This window comes from Mesorhizobium sp. ES1-3, assembly GCF_020164795.1.
In the GTDB taxonomy this organism is placed as follows: domain Bacteria; phylum Pseudomonadota; class Alphaproteobacteria; order Rhizobiales; family Rhizobiaceae; genus Mesorhizobium.
This window is the reverse complement of the sequence record NZ_JAIUGW010000003.1, coordinates 139,595-161,239: the sequence shown is the minus strand read 5'-3', so window position 1 is coordinate 161,239 and position 21,645 is coordinate 139,595. Positions and strand designations below refer to the sequence as shown.

At 62.7% G+C, this 21,645-nt stretch carries 24 protein-coding genes and 2 tRNA genes; 15 read left to right on the top strand and 11 right to left on the bottom strand.

Annotation, left to right across the window (positions count from 1 at the left end; all coding sequences use genetic code 11):
• Positions 1 to 61: 61 nt before the first annotated feature.
• Positions 62 to 304: a DUF680 domain-containing protein gene (locus tag LB536_RS06035; protein WP_224590469.1), complete on the top strand. Its 243-nt coding sequence runs from the start codon at positions 62 to 64 to the stop codon at positions 302 to 304.
• A 152-nt stretch (positions 305 to 456) separates the two neighbouring features.
• Here the strand turns inward: LB536_RS06035 and LB536_RS06030 are convergent, their stop codons facing one another.
• The 5 genes from LB536_RS06030 to purM all read right to left on the bottom strand — a co-directional run bounded on the left by LB536_RS06030 (position 457) and on the right by purM (position 3,758).
• Complete coding sequence (locus LB536_RS06030; protein WP_224590468.1) at positions 457 to 966, bottom strand: SixA phosphatase family protein; 510 nt, start codon at positions 964 to 966, stop codon at positions 457 to 459.
• A gap of 347 nt (positions 967 to 1,313) precedes the next feature.
• Positions 1,314 to 1,598, bottom strand: coding sequence for a type II toxin-antitoxin system RelE/ParE family toxin (locus tag LB536_RS06025; protein ID WP_224590467.1), 285 nt, complete (start codon positions 1,596 to 1,598; stop codon positions 1,314 to 1,316).
• Between the two features lie 27 nt (positions 1,599 to 1,625).
• A complete protein-coding gene (locus LB536_RS06020; RefSeq protein ID WP_224590466.1) occupies positions 1,626 to 1,886 on the bottom strand; it encodes a type II toxin-antitoxin system ParD family antitoxin in 261 nt (86 codons plus the stop codon).
• Between the two features lie 52 nt (positions 1,887 to 1,938).
• Complete coding sequence (gene purN / locus LB536_RS06015; RefSeq protein ID WP_224590465.1) at positions 1,939 to 2,652, bottom strand: phosphoribosylglycinamide formyltransferase; 714 nt, start codon at positions 2,650 to 2,652, stop codon at positions 1,939 to 1,941.
• The gene (purM, locus tag LB536_RS06010; RefSeq protein WP_224590464.1) at positions 2,649 to 3,758 is read right to left on the bottom strand and encodes a phosphoribosylformylglycinamidine cyclo-ligase; all 1,110 of its coding nucleotides are present in this window, start codon (positions 3,756 to 3,758) and stop codon (positions 2,649 to 2,651) included. Before purM ends, purN begins: the two co-directional genes overlap by 4 nt.
• Before the next feature lie 209 nt (positions 3,759 to 3,967).
• Between purM and LB536_RS06005 the strand changes: the two genes are divergently transcribed.
• From LB536_RS06005 to hdaA, 3 genes are all read left to right on the top strand, one after another.
• Entirely contained in the window at positions 3,968 to 4,522 is a 555-nt protein-coding gene (locus tag LB536_RS06005) for a CDP-alcohol phosphatidyltransferase family protein (protein ID WP_140761896.1), read from the top strand.
• Between the two features lie 79 nt (positions 4,523 to 4,601).
• On the top strand, positions 4,602 to 5,777 hold the full coding sequence (locus tag LB536_RS06000) for an AI-2E family transporter (RefSeq protein ID WP_224590629.1): 1,176 nt from the start codon (positions 4,602 to 4,604) through the stop codon (positions 5,775 to 5,777).
• 1 nt (position 5,778) lies between these two features.
• Complete coding sequence (gene hdaA, locus LB536_RS05995) at positions 5,779 to 6,483, top strand: DnaA regulatory inactivator HdaA (protein WP_224590628.1); 705 nt, start codon at positions 5,779 to 5,781, stop codon at positions 6,481 to 6,483.
• Between the two features lie 233 nt (positions 6,484 to 6,716).
• On the opposite strand, the gene LB536_RS05990 is transcribed toward hdaA, so the two are convergent.
• Positions 6,717 to 6,998: a hypothetical protein gene (locus LB536_RS05990; protein ID WP_140761893.1), complete on the bottom strand. Its 282-nt coding sequence runs from the start codon at positions 6,996 to 6,998 to the stop codon at positions 6,717 to 6,719.
• Between the two features lie 121 nt (positions 6,999 to 7,119).
• A tRNA-Pro gene (locus tag LB536_RS05985) sits at positions 7,120 to 7,196 on the bottom strand.
• A gap of 124 nt (positions 7,197 to 7,320) precedes the next feature.
• Between LB536_RS05985 and LB536_RS05980 the strand changes: the two genes are divergently transcribed.
• The 6 genes from LB536_RS05980 (at position 7,321) to LB536_RS05955 (ending at position 11,810) form a co-directional block, all read left to right on the top strand.
• Positions 7,321 to 7,626, top strand: a complete 306-nt coding sequence (locus tag LB536_RS05980) for an ETC complex I subunit (protein ID WP_015318428.1) — start codon at positions 7,321 to 7,323, stop codon at positions 7,624 to 7,626.
• Positions 7,627 to 7,673: 47 nt separating this feature from the next.
• A tRNA-Arg gene (locus LB536_RS05975) sits at positions 7,674 to 7,750 on the top strand.
• A gap of 271 nt (positions 7,751 to 8,021) precedes the next feature.
• On the top strand, positions 8,022 to 8,243 hold the full coding sequence (locus LB536_RS05970; RefSeq protein WP_224590463.1) for a hypothetical protein: 222 nt from the start codon (positions 8,022 to 8,024) through the stop codon (positions 8,241 to 8,243).
• Between the two features lie 198 nt (positions 8,244 to 8,441).
• Positions 8,442 to 9,230, top strand: a complete 789-nt coding sequence (locus tag LB536_RS05965; RefSeq protein WP_224590462.1) for a GGDEF domain-containing protein — start codon at positions 8,442 to 8,444, stop codon at positions 9,228 to 9,230.
• A 248-nt stretch (positions 9,231 to 9,478) separates the two neighbouring features.
• On the top strand, positions 9,479 to 10,441 hold the full coding sequence (locus LB536_RS05960; protein ID WP_224590461.1) for a glycosyltransferase family 4 protein: 963 nt from the start codon (positions 9,479 to 9,481) through the stop codon (positions 10,439 to 10,441).
• A 142-nt stretch (positions 10,442 to 10,583) separates the two neighbouring features.
• The gene (locus LB536_RS05955) at positions 10,584 to 11,810 is read left to right on the top strand and encodes an anion transporter (RefSeq protein WP_224590460.1); all 1,227 of its coding nucleotides are present in this window, start codon (positions 10,584 to 10,586) and stop codon (positions 11,808 to 11,810) included.
• A gap of 171 nt (positions 11,811 to 11,981) precedes the next feature.
• Here the strand turns inward: LB536_RS05955 and LB536_RS05950 are convergent, their stop codons facing one another.
• Together LB536_RS05950 and LB536_RS05945 are read right to left on the bottom strand one after the other, a co-directional pair.
• On the bottom strand, positions 11,982 to 13,058 hold the full coding sequence (locus LB536_RS05950; RefSeq protein ID WP_224590459.1) for an HPP family protein: 1,077 nt from the start codon (positions 13,056 to 13,058) through the stop codon (positions 11,982 to 11,984).
• A gap of 206 nt (positions 13,059 to 13,264) precedes the next feature.
• The gene (locus tag LB536_RS05945) at positions 13,265 to 14,452 is read right to left on the bottom strand and encodes a cystathionine beta-lyase (RefSeq protein WP_140808912.1); all 1,188 of its coding nucleotides are present in this window, start codon (positions 14,450 to 14,452) and stop codon (positions 13,265 to 13,267) included.
• 525 nt (positions 14,453 to 14,977) lie between these two features.
• Here LB536_RS05945 and LB536_RS05940 point away from each other — a divergent pair.
• From LB536_RS05940 to LB536_RS05920, 5 genes are all read left to right on the top strand, one after another.
• Positions 14,978 to 16,006: an amino acid ABC transporter substrate-binding protein gene (locus tag LB536_RS05940; RefSeq protein ID WP_140755736.1), complete on the top strand. Its 1,029-nt coding sequence runs from the start codon at positions 14,978 to 14,980 to the stop codon at positions 16,004 to 16,006.
• A gap of 62 nt (positions 16,007 to 16,068) precedes the next feature.
• The gene (locus tag LB536_RS05935; RefSeq protein ID WP_224590458.1) at positions 16,069 to 17,256 is read left to right on the top strand and encodes an amino acid ABC transporter permease; all 1,188 of its coding nucleotides are present in this window, start codon (positions 16,069 to 16,071) and stop codon (positions 17,254 to 17,256) included.
• Positions 17,257 to 17,260: 4 nt separating this feature from the next.
• Positions 17,261 to 18,418, top strand: a complete 1,158-nt coding sequence (locus LB536_RS05930; protein WP_224590457.1) for an amino acid ABC transporter permease — start codon at positions 17,261 to 17,263, stop codon at positions 18,416 to 18,418.
• Positions 18,419 to 18,497: 79 nt separating this feature from the next.
• Complete coding sequence (locus tag LB536_RS05925) at positions 18,498 to 19,247, top strand: amino acid ABC transporter ATP-binding protein (RefSeq protein ID WP_032919731.1); 750 nt, start codon at positions 18,498 to 18,500, stop codon at positions 19,245 to 19,247.
• A gap of 116 nt (positions 19,248 to 19,363) precedes the next feature.
• Entirely contained in the window at positions 19,364 to 20,029 is a 666-nt protein-coding gene (locus LB536_RS05920; RefSeq protein WP_140755728.1) for a TIGR02117 family protein, read from the top strand.
• 19 nt (positions 20,030 to 20,048) lie between these two features.
• Here LB536_RS05920 and LB536_RS05915 read toward each other — a convergent pair whose 3' ends face one another.
• Positions 20,049 to 21,275, bottom strand: a complete 1,227-nt coding sequence (locus LB536_RS05915) for an FAD-dependent monooxygenase (RefSeq protein WP_224590456.1) — start codon at positions 21,273 to 21,275, stop codon at positions 20,049 to 20,051.
• Positions 21,276 to 21,285: 10 nt separating this feature from the next.
• The gene (locus tag LB536_RS05910; RefSeq protein ID WP_140755724.1) at positions 21,286 to 21,531 is read right to left on the bottom strand and encodes a zinc-finger domain-containing protein; all 246 of its coding nucleotides are present in this window, start codon (positions 21,529 to 21,531) and stop codon (positions 21,286 to 21,288) included.
• Positions 21,532 to 21,645: the final 114 nt, after the last annotated feature.

The window sequence follows — 21,645 nt, the reverse complement described above, 5'->3', positions numbered from 1 at the left end:
CCTCTCCTCAGCGGAACCGTCCTCCCAAGACGCCGCCCAACGGATGAACCAGGAGATTGAAATGAACAGACTTGCTCTCGCTGCCGCCGCTATCCTCATCGCAACCGGAGGTGCGTTCGCCGGCAGCGACCACTATGGCTCCGACAATGCCGACCAGCCGGTCGCCCCGGTCGCCGGCGTGGATCACGCCGTCACCGGCGCCGTCGACAACAAGACGAATATGACCGGCCACAAGGTCGCCGACACCAAGATGAAGTCCGCAACCGACTGGCCGGAGCCCGGCCAGGGCATCTGGGGCAACTGATGTCAGGGTGCGACAGGTCTGACCTGCCGTACCCGCTAGAGCAATTCCAGGAAAAGTGCGTAGCGGTTTTCCGTCCGGAATTGCGTGAAAACAAAGGGTTAGAGCGGTTCGGCGATTCCAACAAACACTGAACCGCTCTAGATATCGGATTTCTAGCTCAGATCCTTCGGCCGCAGGCAATGTGTCAGCCGCGCGGACGTCAGGCCGGACCAGTCATCTTCAAGGACGAAGCGCGCGAGAGCCGCTGTCGGAAACTTTTCCTCGAGCCTCTTGCGCGCCTTCGCCTCCGATCCCGGTCCGGCAAGCTGTTTTGCCAGGTCCTCAAGCCCTGGATTGTGGCCGAGAACCACCAGGCAGCCGCTCGACGGGTCTGCTTTGCGTATCTCGCTTAGAATATCCGCCGCTGAAGCATCGTAGAGCGCCTCGGCGAACGCGACCCGGGGATGCACGGGCAGTTCCGCGGCGACCAGCCGCCACGTATCGCGGGCACGCATCGCCGGCGACACCAATGCCAGGTCCGCCAGCCACCCGCGCGCGGCAAGCTCGTGGCCGATCAATCGGGCTGCCGTCAACCCACGTTCATCGAGCGGCCGGTCGAAATCATCGAGGTCAGGATCGTCCCAACTCGATTTGGCGTGGCGTAAGAGGAGCAGCTGTTTCATTGGCATTGCTCAGGACTAGGAAATGTCGGCATTGAAATCCTTGCCATGTCCCCACCATACCTCGCGCCCGTGGTAGCATCAAAGGCCGCCGCCAAGGTACCGAAGATGAACAGGTCTACAAATTGCTCGTTCCGATCCCACCTAACGGCGACATCTGCCTCGGTGATCGCCCACGCGCCTGAGTGAATATGAATGCTGGCGACGATCGGTCCAAACGCCTGGCCCTTGATTTCGCCCAGATAGAAATAGGCCGTGGCGTTTTGTGGCCCTTCGGTCTCGTACTCGAATACACCGGCAAGATCGCCTTTTGTCGGATTGCGCTGTCAAAGACATTCACGGCTTCGATCCTAAAGCAGCGTCGAGACGTCGCGCGCACCATGCACGATGCGCACGATTTCGATCTGTCCTCCGGATGGGCGATAGAGGATTAGATAGTTGCCAATGGTCAATGCTCTGGCGTCGACGCCGATGTCGGGTCTGCGAGGTCCAGATTCGGGAAAGGCAGCAAGCTCCAGGATGCGCTCGGCAATAGCATCCAGAAAATGGTCTGCGGCACGCGGGCTGCCCTCGGCGATGGCAAGCCAGATATCGACAAGATCATTTTCCGCCGCCGGGCTGCGGATGATCGGCATTCTTGCCACAGGCTATTTCTTGGCGGCTTAAACGAGCCGGCCGCGGGCCTTCCGCTTGATGTCCTCGACATCAAAAGCAGAAAATGGACCGCTCTCCAGCCCCTCCGTCCAAGCCTTGCGCAATCGCTCCACTTCGGCTTCGCGAAGCGGCTCGCGCAGGCGCCACTCGCGGAGCGCCTCGCGGATCACTTCACTTGCCGATCCATAGCGACCGCTGCCGACGGCATCTTTGACCATCTCCAGCAATTCAGGAGAAAGCGCTACGCTGACTTTCTCGACTGTCGTCATTGAACCTGTCTCCTTGATTGGAAAGTAGCAATATTTGCTACCAACCTCAAGGTTAGGGCGTGATCCGCGCCAGATGCTCGAGATCGGCTTCCTCACGCAGCGGGTCGGGCGCCATCACCACCGAGGTGCCGTTGTCGGCATCGTCGGCGAAGTGGGCAAGCACGGCGCGGCTCGCCTCCATGCGCGCCTTGCCTTCGGCCACCAGCCCCAGCGCCAGCGGATAGAGCCGATGCTCGGCCTTCAGCACCCGGGCGGCCAGCGTATCGGCATTGTCGCCGACCATCACCGGCACTGCCGCCTGGGCGATAATCGGGCCGTCATCCATCTCGGATGTCACGAAATGCACCGTGCAGCCATGGATGCGGATGCCGGCGGCCAGCGCGCGGGCATGGGTATCGAGGCCTTTGAAGGCCGGCAGCAGGGCAGGGTGGATGTTGATCATGCGGCCCTGCCATTTCTGGACAAAGCCGGGGGTCAGGATGCGCATATAGCCGGCCAGCGCCACGATCTCGGCGTTGAAGGCCGCGAGTGCCGCGTCGATCGCCGCGTCATGCGCCTGCTTGCTGCCGTGGTTGGCGCGGGAAATGACCTGTGTGGCGATGCCGCGTGCCCTGGCGATGACGAGGCCGGCGGCGTCCGCCTTGTCGGAGATGACGCCGACGATCTCGGCCGGGAAGGCCGGGTCGCTGGCCGCCGCGATCAGCGCGGTCATGTTGGAGCCGCGCCCCGAAATCAGAACGACTGTGCGTTTCCTCCGCGCGCTCATAGGCCGATCGAGCCACGATAGATGACGCCGGCGTCGCGGCGCGGCACGATGCGGCCGATCGGCGTCACCGTCTCGCCGGCCTCCTGCAGCACTGCGGCGACCTGCGCCGCCTGGCCCGAAGCGACAGCCAAAATCATGCCGATGCCGCAGTTGAAGGTGCGCATCATCTCTTCCGGCGCCACGCCGCCGGTCTTGGCCAGCCAGGAGAACACGGGCGGCACGTCGATGGCTTCGAGATCGAGCTCGGCCGAGAAATCCTTGGGCAGCACGCGCGGGATGTTTTCCGGGAAGCCGCCGCCGGTGATGTGCGCCAGCGCCTTGATGCCATGCGTGTTGCGGATCGCCTTGAGGAGCGATTTCACATAGATGCGGGTCGGCTCGAGCAGCGCCTCGGCCAGCGTTGCCTCGTCGTTGAACGGCGCCGGATCGCTCCACGCCAGGCCGCTGGCGGCAACGATGCGGCGCACCAGGGAAAAACCGTTGGAATGAACGCCGGAGGAGGCAAGGCCGAGCAGCACGTCGCCCTCGACGATGTCGTCGGTCGGCAAAAGCTGCCCGCGTTCGGCCGCGCCCACCGCAAAGCCGGCAAGGTCAAAGTCCTTGCCGTGATACATGCCGGGCATTTCGGCGGTCTCGCCGCCGATCAGCGCGCAGCCGGCCTGCCGGCAACCCTGCGCGATGCCGCCGACGATCGCGGCGCCCTGGTCGGGATCGAGTTTGCCGGTGGCGAAATAGTCGAGGAAGAACAACGGCTCCGCGCCCTGCACGACGATGTCGTTGACGCACATGGCGACGAGGTCGATGCCGATAGTGTCGTGTTTTCCCGCTTCGATGGCGATCTTGAGTTTGGTACCGACGCCGTCATTGGCGGCGACCAGCACCGGATCGGTGAAACCGGCCGCCTTGAGATCGAACAGGCCGCCGAAGCCGCCGATCTCGCCATCCGCGCCTGGCCGGCGCGTCGCGCGCACCAGCGGCTTGATCTTCTCCACCATGAGATTGCCGGCATCGATGTCGACGCCGGCCTCGGCATAGGTGAGCCCGTTTCTGCGCTTGGCCGTTTTGTTCTGGCCCGTTTTATGCTGGCCGGTTTCGCGCTTGCTCATCGCAATGTTCCTGCTCGTTTGCGGGCTCTTCGCATGAACGGTTTCGGTCCGCAAGGATAACGGCCGAACCGGGCGCCGTTTGGTTGACAAAAGCGTGGATAGCCGGGGCATCGCACGCTGCGTCTGCTGCTGGCCCATCCTGCTTCTCCCTTGCCTCGGCCTTCCATCTCCCTCATCTATCTCGAGGCATAATACGGCGGGACAATGCGTTGACCATCCCCAACCTGATCACCATCCTGCGCTTTGTGCTGGTGCCTGCCGTGGTATTGGCCATGTTGCAGGCGCGTTGGGAATGGGCTTTTGCCGGCTTCGTCGTTGCCGGCGTTTCCGACGGCGTCGACGGTTTCATCGCGCGCCGCTTCAACCAGCAGTCCAAGTTCGGCGCCTATCTCGATCCGATCGCCGACAAGCTGCTTTTGGTTTCAGTGTTCATCGTCATGGGCTTCATCGGGCAATTGCCGCTGTGGCTGGTCGTCACCATGGTGTCGCGCGACGCGCTGATCGTGTGCGCGGTCCTGTTGTCCACGGTGATCGGCCATCCGGTCGAGATAAAACCGTTTCTGGTGTCGAAGGCCAATACTGCCATACAGATCGTGCTGGCGGCGGTTGTGCTGGGTGAACTCGCCTTTGCCGTCCATCTCGACCCTCTGCGGCCCAACCTCATATTGCTGTCCTGGGTCTTGACCGTGGCTTCGGCCGCGGCCTATCTCGTGGCTTGGCTGAGGCATATGAGCGGCTATGGCGAAGGCGGTAAACCGGGCTGACAAGCCCAACGACAGCAAGGCTGCCCGCAAGCCGGCCGCCCGCAAAACGATGGCGCGGGACAAGACCGTCGACGACCAGATGGTAGTGGTCGTGCCGGCCGGCGAGACAGCGGCGGAGGCCGAGGCGTCGGCCACGTTCCGACGGCAGATCTTCTTCTGGCTGGCGGGTGCCGCGATCCTGGCGCTTTTTCTTTATGTCTTCAGCGCCATCCTGCTGCCCTTCGTCGCCGGCATGGTGCTTGCCTATTTTCTCGATCCGGTCGCCGACCGGCTGCAGCGGCTCGGCCTCAGCCGCTTCATGGCGACGGTGGTCATCCTCGTCGCCTTCCTGATCGTGCTGGTGCTGGCCTTCGTCATCCTCATTCCGGTGCTGGCGACGCAGATGGCCGATTTCGCCGGCAAGCTGCCGGAATACCTGACCCGGCTGCAAGGCCTGATCACCTCCTTTGATCCGAAATGGCTGGAACAGAAATTCGGCGTCAACGCCAATGGTCTGCGCGACGGGTTGAACTCGCTGCTGACCTCGGGCTTCGGCCTGCTCACCACGGTTTTCACCTCGATCTGGAGTTCGGGCGTGGCGCTGGTCTCGGTGATCAGCCTGTTCGTGGTGACGCCCGTGGTTGCCTTCTACATGCTGCTCGACTGGGATCGCATGGTGGCGGTCATCGACAGCTGGGTGCCGCGCGACAACGTGGCGACGGTGCGCGCCATCGCGCGCGATATCAACACCGCGACCGCCGGCTTCGTGCGCGGGCAGGGCACGCTCTGCCTTGTGCTGGCCGCCATGTATGCCACCGGCCTGACGCTGACGGGGCTGAACTTCGCCATCCTCATCGGACTGTTCGCCGGGCTGATCTCCTTCATCCCCTATGTCGGCTCATTGACCGGGCTGGTGCTGGCCGTCGGCGTTGCCTTCGTCCAGTTCTGGCCGGACTGGACGATGATCGTCGCCGTTGCCGTGGTCTTCTTCATCGGCCAGTTCATCGAAGGCAACATCCTGCAGCCCAGGCTGGTCGGCAAAAGCGTCGGTCTGCATCCGGTGTGGCTCATGTTCGCGCTGTTCGCCTTCGGCGCGCTGTTCGGTTTTGTCGGGCTTTTGATTGCCGTTCCGGCATCCGCGGCGGTGGCCGTCCTGGTGCGGTTTGCCATCGCCCGCTATCTGGAATCGCCGCTCTACAAGGGCCATGCAACAGAATCAGCGCCGCCATTGCCGGCCGATCGCGGTGGCGGCCATCGCACGCAACCGCGTCGCTGACGTGACCGCCCAGCGAACAGATCCGCCGCGCCAACTGCCGCTCGATCTCGGCCACGGCACCGGTTACTCGCGCGACGAGCTGGTCGTCTCCGGCACCAACAACCAGGCGGCCGCGCTGGTCGACCGCTGGCCGGATTGGCCAGCACCAGTGGTGGTGCTCGCGGGCCCGGCTGGTTCGGGCAAAACGCATCTGGCCTCGATCTGGCGTGCCCGCGCCAATGCGCTGGCCGTCGACGCCGGGCGCATGGGTGACACCATCGCCAATCTCGGCGCGCGGCCGGCGCTGATCGACGATATCGATAACGGCGTGGTCGATGAGCAAGGCCTGTTTCATTTGATCAATGCCGTGCGCGGCGCCGGCTCGACGCTGCTTTTGACGGCGCGGCGCTTTCCGTCGGCCTGGGGCGTCAAGCTGCCCGATCTTGCCTCGCGGCTGAAGGCGGCGGCAACCGTCGAGATCCACGAGCCCGACGATCTCTTGCTCGCCGGCGTCATCACCAAGCTGTTCGCCGACCGGCAGGTTGAGGTCGAGCCGCATGTCGTGCAGTATCTGGTGCGGCGCATCGAGCGTTCGCTGGCAACCGCGATGCGTGTGGTGGAGCGCCTGGATCGCACCGCGCTGGAGCGCAAGATGCCGATCACAAGGGCGCTGGCCGCCGAGGTCGTGAGCGCCATGGACGAGGGGCAGGGCGAATTCGAGATTTGATGGCTTCAGTGTTCCAGCGCTTCTCCGTCTCGACCCGAGTCCCGTTTTGGGAAACAAGACTGGCACCGGTCTTGCTGCGTGAGCTTGCCGGCTGACCCCGGTCCTGATTGCGTTCCAAATCAGGTTGTAGGCTCGCCGGGATGAGGCGGTTGGGGTTCTCGCCCGGCGAGCTTGCCTTCCTTGAATACCGCTCGCCGGGAAATGGCACTGTCAGCCAATGAGCTTGCGGCCAATCACAGCCACATTCTGACGAAATGCCGGACCAACAGGTAGACGGCGGAATGCGCCGCGATATAACAGGCCGCGACCAGCACGAACATCCCGATGCTGGCAGGCCAGGAACGGGAAGCGGCCATGCCCGGAACCAGCTTGGCTTGCCTGCGGCTCTCTCGATTGTTCCACATCGCCAGCGCCGCACAGGCGATTGCCCACGCCGCCATGAACGGAATCGCCACGCCCGCATAGGCAAAATAGGCCGGCCCGAACAGCGATACCCATGCATCGATCCCAAACACCGCAAACCCCCGTTTGCCGGAGTTTAAGCCGGCAATGGCGAGGGAAGCGAGCCGGAAATGGTGAAACCCCGGTGCGGGCCTAAGCCCTTCGGTGCCATCGGTATCGCACTTTGAAGAGAAATGGTCGGAGTGGAGAGATTCGAACTCCCGACCCTCTGGTCCCAAACCAGATGCGCTACCAGCCTGCGCTACACTCCGAACGGTCTGTTGCCTATTCATTTCGGTGTTACATGGCAAGTGCAAAAACCTTGCCGCCGGTGCCAATGCGCAGTAATGACGGCCTAGAGGCGGCGATGCCGCCTTGCACAACAAAGAGGTGGCCATGTCCGCGCGCATTTTCAGCCCAGCCAAAACCGCGATGCAGTCCGGCAAGGCCAAGACCGGCCATTGGGTGCTGGAATTCGATCCTGAGATGCGCAAGAAGATCGACCCGCTGATGGGCTACACCACGTCGGGAGACATGAGAAGCCAGATCAGGCTTACCTTCGACACGCGCGAAGAAGCGGTCGCCTACGCCGAAAAGGAAGGGCTTGCCTTCCGTGTCGAGGAACCGAAAGAGACCAAGCGCCGCCAGATTTCCTATGCGGAGAATTTCCGCTATGACCGCAGGACACCCTGGACGCATTGATCGGCGGCCAGTGCCAAGTATTTCAGCCGGCCCGTTGGCCGGCCAGCGGTCCCGTAGCTCAGCTGGATAGAGCACCGGCCTTCTAAGCCGATGGTCACAGGTTCGAATCCTGTCGGGATCGCCATAATTTCAATGGCTTACGCCGCATGACCTCACGGGTCAGCCATTCCTCACCCTCGGCTGCCAGTGTCGCAACGCCGTGCGGCGAAAGCCTGGAACGGGAGCCTCAGGTCCGTTCGCGCGGCGGCCCTGGAATTATTTCGTGATCTGCCCGGTTGGAACTTCGGCCAAAACCATGCGTTCGGGGGCTTGTATTCGCGGGTCCTCATATAATGCGATGGGGACCGGCGGGGTGGGGCAACACAAGCGCGGGTTGGGGGAGGAGAAACCAGGTTATGTCGAAACGTGAGATTGGAACGTCCCCTGCCTTGGGGCGGCGTATCGCCGAACTCAGGGCGCGAATGCACGATGCCGAAATTTCTGGCCAAGAGATGAAAATTTTCCATAAGGTCGCCGCCATCATGGGAACTGGCGACGGTTCCTTGCAACTGGATGCCGACGACCTGATCGCGGCGTCCTTCGTCGCCGAACGGGTTGGGCCGGCGCCCAGCCGCTGACTTCGGAAATTCTCCCGCACCGAAATGCGGTGAGTAAATTTGCCACAACCGGGGCACGGCCGCCTATTGGGCGTTCGTGCCCCGCTCTCGGCTACGTCATCTTGTCTCCCAGTCATCCGATCTCGAATTGAAAGGAAAGTCTTATCATTTTGTTTGCGTTGGCACGTCATAGTAGGGACGGCTAACGGAGTGGAAGGGATGAAGCTGGACCTGTCGCCGACCAGCTGGGGCAGGGTGATCGCCGTCACCGCCGCCGGCACGGCATTCTGCATTGCCGTGGCGTTTTTCGTCGATTCGTTCAATTTCCCCTATCTTTCGCCCGAGGCGGTCTGGCGCGCGCAGCTGACCGACCTTCTGCTGCCTTTGGTGCTGGGTGGCTCGTTCCTGTTTTTCCTGATGTGGAAGATCCGCCAACTGGCGATAGCCCAGCGCGACCTCAGCGTCATCGCCGCGACGGACAGCCTGACGGCGGTGCTGAACCGCGGCGCCTTCTCGATGCTGGTCGAGGCCTATCTCGAGCAGACCCGCAAGCGGGACGAGACCCGTTCCGGCGCGCTGCTGATCATCGATGCCGACCACTTCAAGTCGATCAACGACCGCCTCGGCCATGATTGCGGCGACCAGGCGCTCAAACTGATCGCGCAGGCGATCAAGGGCCAACTGCGCGGCGGCGATATCGTCGGCCGGATCGGCGGCGAGGAGTTCGGCGTGTTTCTTCCCGGTGTCGACCCCTCGCAATCCTGGCTGGTTGCCGAGGGGATCCGCCGACGGATACGCGAAATGGACTTTTCCCCTGGGGGCCGCTCTTGCCCGCTTTCCGTCAGCATCGGCGGCACCAGCTTCAGCGGGCCGACGACCTACGAGGCAATATTCGCCGCCGCCGACAGGCGGCTTTATGCCGCGAAATCGAATGGACGCGATCAGGTCAGCTTCGATCCGTCGGAAGCCTCCCTGGTGTCCCCACCCAGCATCGCCACCGTGCACTGACGGCAGCCTCGGCAGCGAGCGGACACTGACCGCTTCCTTGACGCTTGCTTGTCTGTATGCTTCCTCCGGGCAAGTATGGAACGTCGCCAAAAATAGTCCTGCCTCTTAAGTCCCTCGATCGTGCGGTTCGCGGGTACGGCACGGCCCTTGGATGCAGGCAATTGAATGGCGAAACGCCCAGGGGTAGATCCCAGTAAGCACCTCAATGGCGAAACGCCCCGGGGTAGAGCCCAGTAAGCACCGCGATCATGATCCATTTATTCAACGGCTTTCAGAACCCGTTTGGCGGCAGTGAGCGCGAAACCCTGGACTTGTACCGGCTGTTGAGCGCCGACTCGCAGGTGTGCCTCTGGGCAACCTCGTCACGCGTATCCGAAGACCTGATGCGCGAGTTTCCGATACGCCGCGTCTCGACGGCAACACGCAACGTGCCGGATGGCGGCACCTATGTCTTTCTTGGTGCGCATTGGCGCAACAAGATATGGCCTTATCTGATCCCGCGGCCGCGCCGGCTGATCTATGTCTTCAACACCTTTCATCCCAAGATCATCGCGCTGACGACGCGCAGGCCGCGCTTGCTGGGTTGGCCCGGTGCCGAACTGGTGCTGATCTCGGACTTTCAGAGGCGCATGCTGCAGGTCGAAGGCGTCGTCCATGCCTCGCCGATCGATATCGAGTGCTTCTCGCCACGGCCGGCAAGGCCAAACGGTCCGTTCACGGTAGGACGGCTGAGCCGCGACACGGCGGACAAGCATCACGCCGACGATGTGGAACTCTATGAGGCATTGCTTGCCGATGGCGTAGCGGTGCGGATCCAAGGCGGCATGCCGCTCAAGGGCGGCCTCGCACCGCATCCGCAACTCGAACTCCTGCCGCAGGGTGAATTTGCCGCCGAACAGTTTCTGCCGACGCTCGACGTCTTCTACTATCGCACCGGCTCGCATGTGGAGACGTTCGGCCGCGTGGTATTCGAGGCGATGGCCTGCGGTTTGCCCGTCGTATGCCATTCGCATGGCGGCTATGCCGACCATATCAGGCATGGTGAAAACGGCTTCCTGTTCGAAACGACGCAACAGGCGGCACGCATACTGGCCGAGCTTGAAGCCGATCCGGCGCTGCGGGCGACTGTCGGCCGCAAGGCGCGGCAAACCGTCGAGCAACTGTTTTCGCCGCAGGCGCTGCAACAGCGGTTGGATTTCTATCGGCGTTAGCGGCGCCATCTGCCTTCAGATACTCTCGGACAATCCACGTAGCCGTTTGGCATCAATCCCGACATCGCGCTAAAACTTACATCACGTGAATCGCGGGGCGGCCGTCATCGGTGCGCAGACAGATCGGGCAGGGCTTCTACCGATGACATTGATGGGCGCGGCGGCACTGCTGATCCTGGTCCTCACCTATGCCGGAGTAGCCATCGGGCGCATACCTGGCTTGCGTCTCGACCGGGCAGGCATTGCGCTGCTTGGCGGCGCGGCGATGATCGCCATTGGCGCACTCAGCATGGAAGACGCCTATCGCGCCATCAATTTCGACACCATCACGCTTCTGCTCGGCATGATGATCGTGGTGGCGCATTTGAAGGTGTCGGGTGCCTTTCGCGGTCTCGGCGCAATCGCCATCGAGCATGCACATGCGCCGTTCATGCTCCTGGTGATGGTGACGCTCTTGACCGGCGTGCTGTCGGCCTTCCTGGTCAACGACGCCATCTGCCTGGTCATGGCGCCGATCGTCGTCCACGTCACCCGCGTCATCAACCGCGACCCGATCCCCTATCTGATCGCCACCGCCACCGCTTCGAACTGCGGCAGCGTCGCCACCATCACCGGCAATCCCCAGAACATGGTCATCGGCGCGCTGTCGGGGATTTCCTATCCGGCCTTTTCGGCGGCGCTCGCGCCGGTCGCCCTGTTTGGCCTCGTCGCGGTCATCATCATTGTGCGCATCGTCTACGGGGCCGAATTCACCCGCACCGCCGAGTTGACGCCGCATGTCGCGCGCGGCCGCATGCATCGCGGCCAGGTGCTGAAGGCGGTGGTCGTCTGTATCGGGCTGGCCATTGCTTTCTTCGCGGGTGTTCCCGTTGCCAAGGCAGCATTGATCGGCGGCGCCATTCTGCTGCTCACCCGCGGCATCAAGCCATCGCGCATCTACCGCGAGATCGACGGACCGCTGCTGTTCATGTTCGCCGGTCTGTTCGTGGTTGTTGCCGGTGCCGAAAGGACGCTGCTGACATCAGATATCATCGCCTCGGCCAAGAACATCGGGCTCGACGATGTCTGGAGGCTGTCGGGTTTCACCGCCGTGTTGTCCAACGTCATGAGCAATGTTCCGGCCGTGCTGGCGCTCAGGCCATTCATATCCGGCCTGGAGAACCCCGAGCGCGCCTGGCTGGTGGTGGCCATGAGTTCCACGCTCGCCGGCAACTTCACCTTGCTCGGCTCGGTCGCCAACCTGATCGTCGCCGAACAATCCAAGGCCGCGGGCACACAGTTGTCTTTCGGCGCCTTCTTCAAGGTCGGTCTGCCGCTGACGCTGATCACGCTCGTGGTCGGCACTGCCTGGCTGGCGTTGGGCCTCTAGGACGAACGCAGCGGCTTGCGCCCTGAAAGCAACCGGACCAAGCGGTTCTCCATTCCGGCATCACGCAGCCCAAGCCTCGCGCCAGCCCGCCTGGCTGCTTTGATATGGTTGGGACTACGATGGTTCAACATGCCCCGAAAGGAACCGTCTGTCACAGCACGCCACGAATAGTTAAGCCGCCAATTCCTTGCCTGCCGTCTGTATGCGTGCGACTGCCGCCAGCAGGTCGGTCTGTGTGATCAGGCCGAGAATGCGCCGCTCGCCGTCGACGATGACCACGGCATGGCTGCGGCCGTCGGTCAGCGCCGGAAGCAGGCTCATCGCCGGCGTCGCGGGCGAGGCGGTGCCGGCTTTTGCCATCACGCCCTTCACCGTATCGACGGCTTTCGTCAGTTCGCGCAAGCCGACGGCGCCAACCAGCCGGGCATCCGCATCGACAACCGGCAAGGTGCGGATATTGTGATCGAGCAGTTGCCGGCGTGCCTCGTCGGCGGTGGCTTGCTCGGGCACCGAGACCACGTCGCGCGACATGATGTCCTCGCACAGCAGCGTCCGGTGCGACCGCACCATGGCCTGCAATTCGACCTGTCGCAGCAGTCGTTCGAGGTCGTCGCGGTCGACATCGAAGGTCTCGTCGAGCGCCGTCAGCGCCGCATCGATATCCTCGGGCCGGAAACCGGCGCGCTGCTGAGCCGGTGGATCGGCGGTACCATGGCTGTTGGCGGCCGGTGCGGCGACATGCGGGTAATTGCGCCGCGCCAGCTTGTGGAAAAGCAAGCCCAGCGCCACCAGTATGGTCGAATTCAAGGCCACCGGCACGAACGGGAACAGGAAGCCCGCGCTGATGACGGCCGGCCCACCGAGTACAGCCGTCAGCGCGGCGGCGCCCCCCGGCGGATGCAGGCAGCGCGTGAACGACATCGCGGCGATGGCCAACGCCACCGCGAGGCCCGAGGCCATCACCGGATCATGGACGAAATGTGCGACGGTCACACCGACCAGCGCCGATATGGAATTGCCGCCGATGATCGACCATGGCTGCGCCAACGGGCTCGCGGGTACGGCAAACAGAAGCACCGCGGATGCGCCCATCGGCGCCACCAGCAGGGCCACATGCGGGCCGCCGCCCATCGCCAGCCCGCTGATCACGCCGGTCAGCGCGATGCCGATCGTGGCGCCGATACAGGCCAGGATGCGTTCACGCAGCGTCGCGCCGGCGAGGATGGGGACGAAAAGACGAAAGGTCATGGGGAACTTTGCGAGGAATGGGTCTGTCGAGAATGCGTGCGACACGCAATGCAGCCGAATTCGCCGATTTGAAAGTCAAACAAATCCGTAAAGTCATGACGCCGGAGAATAATATTGCGTGCCGGCTTTCGCCGGGGTGCTGGCAGCGGCTCGCGCTTTGTCATCAGCGTCAAGGGCCTGCGGCCCTTTGCCGACTCTGTTTGACGTCATCCCGTGCGCGCCGCCGCCGCAAGCCCGCGCAGGATGTCGGCCTTCAAGTCGTCGACATCCTCGAGGCCGATCTGCAAGCGGATCAACGGACCTTCATAAGGGCCTTTCGCGACAACTCGGTCGCCAAGCCAGACCGGTACCGCAAGGCTCTCATAGCCGCCCCAGGAGTAGCCGAGACCGAAGATCTGCAGGGCGTCCAGGAAAGCGTGCTGCTCCTTCTGGTCGCCGCCGGCAAGCACGATGGAAAAGATGCCGCTCGAACCGCAGAAGTCGCGTTTCCAGAGATCGTGATCCGGATGGCTGGGAAGGGCAGGGTGGAGCACGCGCGCCACGCCCTTCTGGCCTTCGAGCCACGAGGCGATGGCAAGTGCGCTGCGCTGATGATGCTCGAGCCGCACGCCCATGGTGCGCAGGCCGCGCAGCACCTGATAGACATCGTCGGGTCCCGCACAGCAGCCAAGCGTGCAAAAGCTCTCGTAGAGCTGCTTCCAGCAGGCCTCAGTGGCCGAAACCGTGCCGAGCAGCACGTCCGAATGTCCGGCCGGATATTTCGTCGCCGCGTGGATCGAGATGTCGACGCCATGGTCGAGCGGCCGGAAATAGAGCGGCGTCGCCCAGGTGTTGTCCATCATCACGATGGCGCCGGCCGCATGCGCGGCCTTGGCGATCGCCGGAATATCCTGCACCTCGAACGTGTTGGAGGCCGGCGATTCGGTGAACACCACTTTGGTGTTCGGCTTGATCAACGCCGCGATGCCGGCGCCGACATTGGGCGCATAATACTCGACCTCGACGCCCAACCGCTTCAGCATCGTGTCGGCGAAGTTTCTCGTGGGGTGATAGACGGAATCGACGATCAGCAGATGATCGCCCGCCGAAACGAAGGCGAGCAGCGGAATGGTCACCGCCGCCAGGCCCGATGGCACCACGATCGTGCCGGCGGATCCTTCCAGCGCATCGATCGCCTGTGCAAGGGCATCGGTCGTCGGTGTGCCGCGCGTGCCGTAGGTGTATTTCTGGTTGCGTGCGGCCATCGCGGCGGCATTGGGGAACAGCACGGTCGAGGCATGCACCACGGGCGGATTGACGAAGCCGAAATAGTCGTGCGGGTTGTTGCCCGAATGGGCAAGCCGCGTGTTGATGCCCATCTTGCCGGAACCCTGCTCGCTGCCGTCTTTCGCCATTCTTGGTCGCCTTGTTTGATAAGGCGCTAGCCATAGTGCGGCGTCGTGGGCCGTGCAACAGCCCCCTGTCCGCCAGGAATGGACTTCGGATATGCCAATTTCCGCGTCCGGAAGACATCGCCGGCGTTGATCCTGCATCTGGCCATGGCATGCGGCAGTACTTGTCGGAAGCTCTCTCGCCGCCGGCCAACTACTGTAGCCAGCTATTGTAACTGGCATGGATTCGCGGCGCCGGCTCACATCTGCGTCAAATGAGCTTCGCCGAATTAATTCGCGCTTCTGACTAAATCGCGGGCGCGTCTGTCTGCAATTCAGGCATTTCAGGCAATCGATTTTCAAACCCGTTGGAATTCGGTCATTTTCCTTGACCTCACGGGAATTATCGCCTTCGATGCTATTCGTGAATGGGAGGCGGTGCGTCGGTTTGCGATGCGGGGTTTCGGGAATGGGCCGGGCTGGGAGCTGCGTTCACAAGGGAAAAAAGATCAGGGTTTGCCTGAAAAAACAGAAAAGGGTCTGTGGGTCATGAAACATATTGCTATCGGCATTCTTGGCGCCGCCACGCTCGGATTGATGGCGTCGGCCGCGTCGGCCGGCACGCTAGACACCGTCAAGGCGAAGGGCTTCATCCAGTGCGGCGTCTCGACCGGTCTGGCCGGCTTCTCCGCGCCGGACGACAAGGGCGACTGGAAAGGCTTGGACGCGGATTTCTGCCGCGCCGTGGCGGCCGCGGTCTTCGGCGACGGCTCCAAGGTCAAGTTTACGCCGCTCAGCGCCAAGGAGCGCTTCACCGCGCTGCAGTCCGGCGAGATCGATCTCCTGTCGCGCAACACCACCTGGACCAGTAACCGCGACAGCGCGCTCGGCTTGGATTTCGTCGGCGTCACCTACTATGACGGCCAGGGCTTCATGATCAACGCCAAGAAGCTGCCGGGCGTGAACTCCGCACTGCAGCTTTCAGGCGCCGCCGTCTGCGTGCAGAGCGGCACGACGACCGAGCTCAACCTCGCCGACTACTTCAAGAAGAACAAGATGGAGTACAACCCCGTCGTCTTCGAGAAGCTCGAAGAAGTGAACGCAGCCTATGACTCCGGCCGTTGCGACGTCTACACCACCGACCAGTCCGGCCTCTACGGCATCCGCCTGACGCTGGCTTCGCCAGCTGATCATGTCGTGCTGCCCGAGATCATCTCCAAGGAGCCGCTCGGCCCGGCCGTGCGCCAGGGCGATGACCAGTGGGCCCATGTCGTACGGTGGACGTACTTCGCGCTGCTCAACGCCGAGGAGGCCGGCGTCACCCAGGCGAACGTCGACGAGATGAAGACCTCGAACGACCCGAACATCCAGCGCATGCTGGGCACCGAGCCCGACGGCAAGTACGGGTCTGATCTTGGCCTCTCCAACGACTGGGTCGTCAATATCATCAAGGCCGTCGGCAACTACGGCGAAATGTTCGAGCGCAATGTCGGCTCCGGCAGCCCGCTCAAGATCGCGCGAGGCATCAACGCGCTGTGGACCAAGGGCGGCCTGCAATATGGTCCGCCGATCCGCTGATCGAAACGTGATCCGGGAGGCAAATCGTTTGCCTCCCGGTTTCTCTTTCCAGGGGATGGTCCATGGCTTCGCAGGAAATTCTGAGCGAAGAGCCGAACCGCGGCTCTTTCATCAATGACCCGAGAATACGCAGCCTCTTGTTTCAGACGCTTGTGGTTATCCTTCTGTTCGGCTCCATCTGGTGGGTCGTAAACAACGTCATCGATAATCTGCAGCGCCTGCACATTGCGTCCGGCTTCGCCTTCCTGAAGGGTCGCGCGGGCTTTGACATCAGCCAGACGCCCATTGCCTACACGTCGGACTCGACATATGGCCGCGCGATCATCGTCGGCCTCATCAACACCATCATCGTCGCGGTCGCCGGCATCATCACCGCCACCATCATCGGCTTTGTCGTTGGGATTGGCCGGCTGTCGCAGAACTGGCTTATCCAGAAGATCTGCACGGTCTATGTCGAGATCTTCCGCAATATCCCGCCGCTGCTGGTCATCTTCTTCTGGTATTCGGGCGTGCTCGCCGTGCTGCCTGCACCGCGCGACTCCTATCATCTGCCCTTCGGCTCCTTCCTCAACCAGCGCGGCTTCTATTTTCCGAGCGCGATCTGGGGCGACGGCTCCTGGCTGATCCTGGTTGCGCTCGTCGTCGCGCTCGCCATGGCGTGGTTCGTTGCCCACAGGGCACGTCAACGGCAGTTGACGACCGGCCAGCAATTTCCGGTGTTCTGGACCTCCGTGGGATTGATCGTCGGCCTGCCACTGCTCGCTTATGCGCTCAGCGGCTTTCCGGTGACCTTCGATTTTCCGAAACAATCGACGTTCAACCTGACCGGCGGTTTTCAGGTCAAGCCGGAATTCCTTTCGCTCTATCTGGCTCTGTCCTGTTATACGGCGGCCTTTATCGCCGAGATCGTGCGTGCCGGCATCAGGGGCGTCAGCAAGGGCCAGACCGAGGCGGCCGCCGCACTTGGCCTACGGTCCGGGTCAATCCTGCGGCTGGTCGTGGTGCCGCAGGCCATGCGCATCGTCATCCCCCCGCTGACCAGCCAATATCTCAACCTGACCAAGAACTCGTCGCTGGCGATCGCAATAGGCTATCCGGACCTGACAGCGACCGCCGGCACGGTTCTGAACCAGACCGGACAGGCGGTCGAGGGCGTGCTGATCATGATGGTCGCCTACCTCATACTCAGCCTGGTGACCTCGGCGGTCATGAACGTGGTCAACGCCAGAATGGCGCTGGTGGAAAGGTAAGGCCATGCAGGAACACGATCTGTCCTGGGTGCGCACCGAGATGGCGTTGGCCGAGCGGGCGCCGACGAGCGAACGAGGGCCGGTCGCCTGGGTGCGCAAGAATCTGATCGCGACCACCGGGGACACCATCCTGACGATCCTCGGCGTTGTCATCGTGGCAATGATTCTGCCGCAGGTCATCAACTGGGCCTTCCTCTCCGCCCAGTGGACCGGGCCGGACCGCACGGTCTGCGCGACCGTCGCGCAAGGCGGCATTCAGCCCGACGGCTGGAGCGGCGCCTGCTGGGCTTTCGTCAATGCCAAATTCGGTCAGTTCATGTTCGGCACCTATCCGATTGAGGAGCGCTGGCGGCCGATACTGGTCGCCATCCTGTTCGCGGCACTGCTGGTGCCGATGCTGATACCGCGTGTACCGCGCAAGGGGCTGAACGCGATCCTGCTCTTCCTGATGCTGCCGATCGTTGCCTTCTTCCTTCTGGTTGGCGGCATGTTCGGCCTGCCGCATGTCGAAACCTCCCGCTGGGGCGGTCTGCTGATCACGCTGAGCCTGTCCTTCGTCGGTATCGCCGTGTCATTGCCGCTGGGCACCGTGCTGGCGCTCGGGCGGCGCTCCAAGATGCCGATCGTCAAGATGCTGTGCATCATCTTCATCGAAGCCGTACGCGGCATACCTCTGATTACCGTCCTGTTTTTCGTCAGCGTCATGCTGCCGCTGTTCCTGCCGGCCGGCGTCACCTTCGACAAGTATCTGAGGGCGCTCATCGGCGTGTCGCTTTTCGCGGCCGCCTACATGGCCGAAGTCGTGCGCGGCGGCCTTCAGGCGATCCCGAAGGGCCAGTATGAAGGCGCCGATTCGCTCGGCCTCGGCTACTGGCAGAAGATGGGGCTGATCGTGCTGCCGCAGGCGCTGAAGCTGGTCATCCCCGGCATCGTCAACACTTTCATCGGCATGTTCAAGGACACCAGCCTGGTTCTCATCATCTCGATGTTCGACCTGCTCGGCATCGTCAAGCAGAACTTCTCCGATGCCAATTGGGCGACGGCGCAGACCGCGAAATCCGGCCTGGTCTTCGCGGCCTTCATCTTCTGGATGTTCTGCTTCGGCATGTCGCGCTATTCAATGTACACGGAACGCCGGCTCGACACCGGCTACAAACGCTAAACAAAAAAGCAAGGGGACCCCAGCCATGGCCACCGAAAACGCCGTCGGCGCGGAAGAGATCAAGGTCGACGCCGCCAAGATGCATATTTCCACCACCGATGTCGCCATCGACATCGTCGCCATGCACAAATGGTATGGCGAGTTCCATGTGCTCAAGGACATCAATCTGAAGGTGATGCGCGGCGAACGCATTGTCATCTGCGGCCCTTCGGGGTCGGGCAAGTCGACGATGATACGCTGCATCAACCGGCTGGAGGAGCACCAGAAGGGCAAGATCATCGTCGACGGCAAGGAACTGACCAACGATCTGAAGAAGATCGACGAGGTGCGCCGCGAGGTCGGCATGGTGTTCCAGCACTTCAACCTGTTCCCGCATCTGACCATCTTGGAGAACTGCACGCTGGCGCCGATCTGGGTGCGCAAGACGCCGAAAAAACAGGCCGAGGAAATCGCCATGCATTTCCTCAAGCGCGTCAAGATCCCCGAGCAGGCCAACAAATATCCGGGCCAGCTTTCCGGCGGTCAGCAGCAGCGCGTGGCTATCGCCCGCTCGCTGTGCATGAACCCGCGCATCATGCTGTTCGACGAGCCGACCTCGGCACTCGATCCCGAAATGATCAAGGAAGTGCTGGAGACCATGGTGGGCCTCGCCGAGGAAGGCATGACCATGCTGTGCGTCACCCACGAGATGGGCTTTGCGCGGAAAGTTGCCAACCGGGTGATCTTCATGGATCAGGGCCAGATCGTCGAGCAGAACACGCCGGCTGAGTTCTTCGATCATCCGCGCCATGAGCGCACGAAACTGTTCCTGTCGCAGATCCTGCACTGAGCGGACTGGCGCCGATTCGAGAAAGCCCGGCCGTGCCACGGCCGGGTTTTTTGCGTCTGGCCGATCGGATAATGGTCGCCTTCATTGAGCCGCGACGAAACCGCGAAGCCGCACCGATGAAAAAACTCCTGCGTTTCCTGGTCATGCTGGTTGCAGCAGTGGTGCTCGCCGTGGCGCTCGGCACGCTGGTGCCGCGGCCGCTCTGGCCGGCGGCCGCCGCGGGTGAGGGCACGCGGCGCATATTGGTACTAAAGAACGCGATCCACACCGACATCGCCATTCCGGTGGACGATGAGGTGCGCCGGCGCTTCCGTTTCCTGGCCTATGCCGGCTTGCCTTCGGACGCACCCGAAGTGCACTACCTTGTCTTCGGCTGGGGTGGGCGGGCCTTCTACCTTGAAACGCCGACATGGTCGCAAGTGAAGGCGCTGCCCGTATTCAAGGCTCTGACACTCGACGCTTCGGTGATGCATGTCGACGTGGCCGGCGATATCTCCGAGCCGCATCCCGATGTCGCCGGCTTCGACGTGGACAAGGACCATTTTGCCGCATTGCTCGACTTCATCGAAGCGAGTTTTCAGCAGGGACCGAGCGGCCCGATCGTCATCGACAATGCCGCCTACTCCAATTTCGACCGCTTTTATGAGGCCAATGGCCGTTTCAACGCGCTGATGGGCTGCAACACCTGGACGGCGGCGGCACTGCGCACCGCCGGCCTGCGCACCGGCTGGTGGAACCCGCTGCCGGCGTCGCTTGGGTTGTCGATGCGGCTGTACAATTAGCTTTTGCCGCGGGCTCCTTTCAGCGACGGATGATCTGCTGCTGCCGCCACCCATAAAGCCAGTCCAAGTCCGCCGCGAGTTTCTCTCCCGGCCGTGTCGCCAGAAACAGATTGCGCGCCAATGCCACCGGTCCCCCGGCGTGCCAGGCGAGGCGGTTGAGCGCGCCGCGTTTCAGCACCTTTTCGATGCGCGGTCGTCTCAGGTTCTCCCAGATGGTGAGGCTTTGCGTCAGCCCGCCGGGGAAGTCGGCGATCAAAGTGGCCAGCGTCGCGGCATCCTCTATCGCCATGGCAGCGCCTTGTGCCGCGAACGGGGTCATCGCATGTGCGGCGTCGCCGATCAGCGCGATGCCGGGTGGCACGGTCCAGGGCTGCTTCCGTTCGACTGTATGGAGTGGCCAGGTCAGCCATGGGCCAGCCAATTCCACCAGTCTTGCAAGGCCTGCGGCCGTGCCACGCATGGCGCTGGCGAGGATGCTGGGATCGGCATGGCCTGACCAGCCTTCGGCAATGCGCTCGCCTTTGGTGAAAGCGACAAGGTTGAACGCGTCCCCCTTGCTGACGGGGTAAGCGACCATGTGGAAGCCGGGATGAAGGAAGGTGGTGACGCAATTGGCCGCACCGATTGCCGCAAACGCATTGCCGGCAGCGCTGTCGGCCGAGATCGTGGTGCGCCATGCCAATTCGCCCGAAAACCTGCTTTGGGCGGACGTTACGCCAAACCTGCGCACCGCTGACCAGACGCCATCGGCACCGACCAGCAGAGATCCTTCGGTATCGATGATCTTGCGACCGACCCCGTCTGTCATGGTGATACCGACTGAACCGGAGGCCACGCTGCTGACCTGCGCGCCGGTGGTGAGCTGGATGTCGGGCATTTGCGCGACGCGCGCCATCAGGGCGTCTTGCAGATCCGCCCGGTGCGCCACGAGATAGGGCGCGCCCCAGCGTTCCTCACCGGCGCCGCCAAGCGGCACGCGTGCCAGTTGGCGCAGGCTCGCGGCGTCCTTCAGCACCACGGCTTCCGGCTTGACGGCATTGGCAAGAAGCGTGTCGAGAACCCCAAGCTGGCGCAGAATGCGCGTCGCGTTTGGAGAGAGCTGGATGCCGGCGCCCGCCGCTTCGATGCGCTTGGCCTGTTCGAACACTTTTACGGGGTAGCCGCGCTCGGCGAAGGCAATCGCCGCCGTCAGCCCGGCGATTCCAGCCCCGGCAATCACGACCTGCCGGGACCGCGTCTCGCTCATGGTCGGGAGGTCAGGCGGCCTGGTCGATGTAGAGGCAGCCCGCCGGCTGCGTTTCCGTTGCCTTCAGCTTCGGCGAATAGCGGTAGAGGGTCGAGCAATAGGGGCAGACTTTCTCATTGTCGTCGCCCATGTCGAGAAACACATGCGGATGATCAAAAGGCGGGTTGGCGCCCGTGCACATGAATTCCTTGACCCCGATGTCGATTGCCGGATGGCCCGCATCGTTCTGGAAATGGGGAATGGAACCGCCTGCCATCGTCGTCTCCTTAACGCAGTCTCTCTGCATCTGGATCATATCAAGCCTGTTTGCAAGTTCGATGAAATCAAACTGTCGCAAAAGCCTGTCAGAGAACTGTCGCAAAAGCCTGCC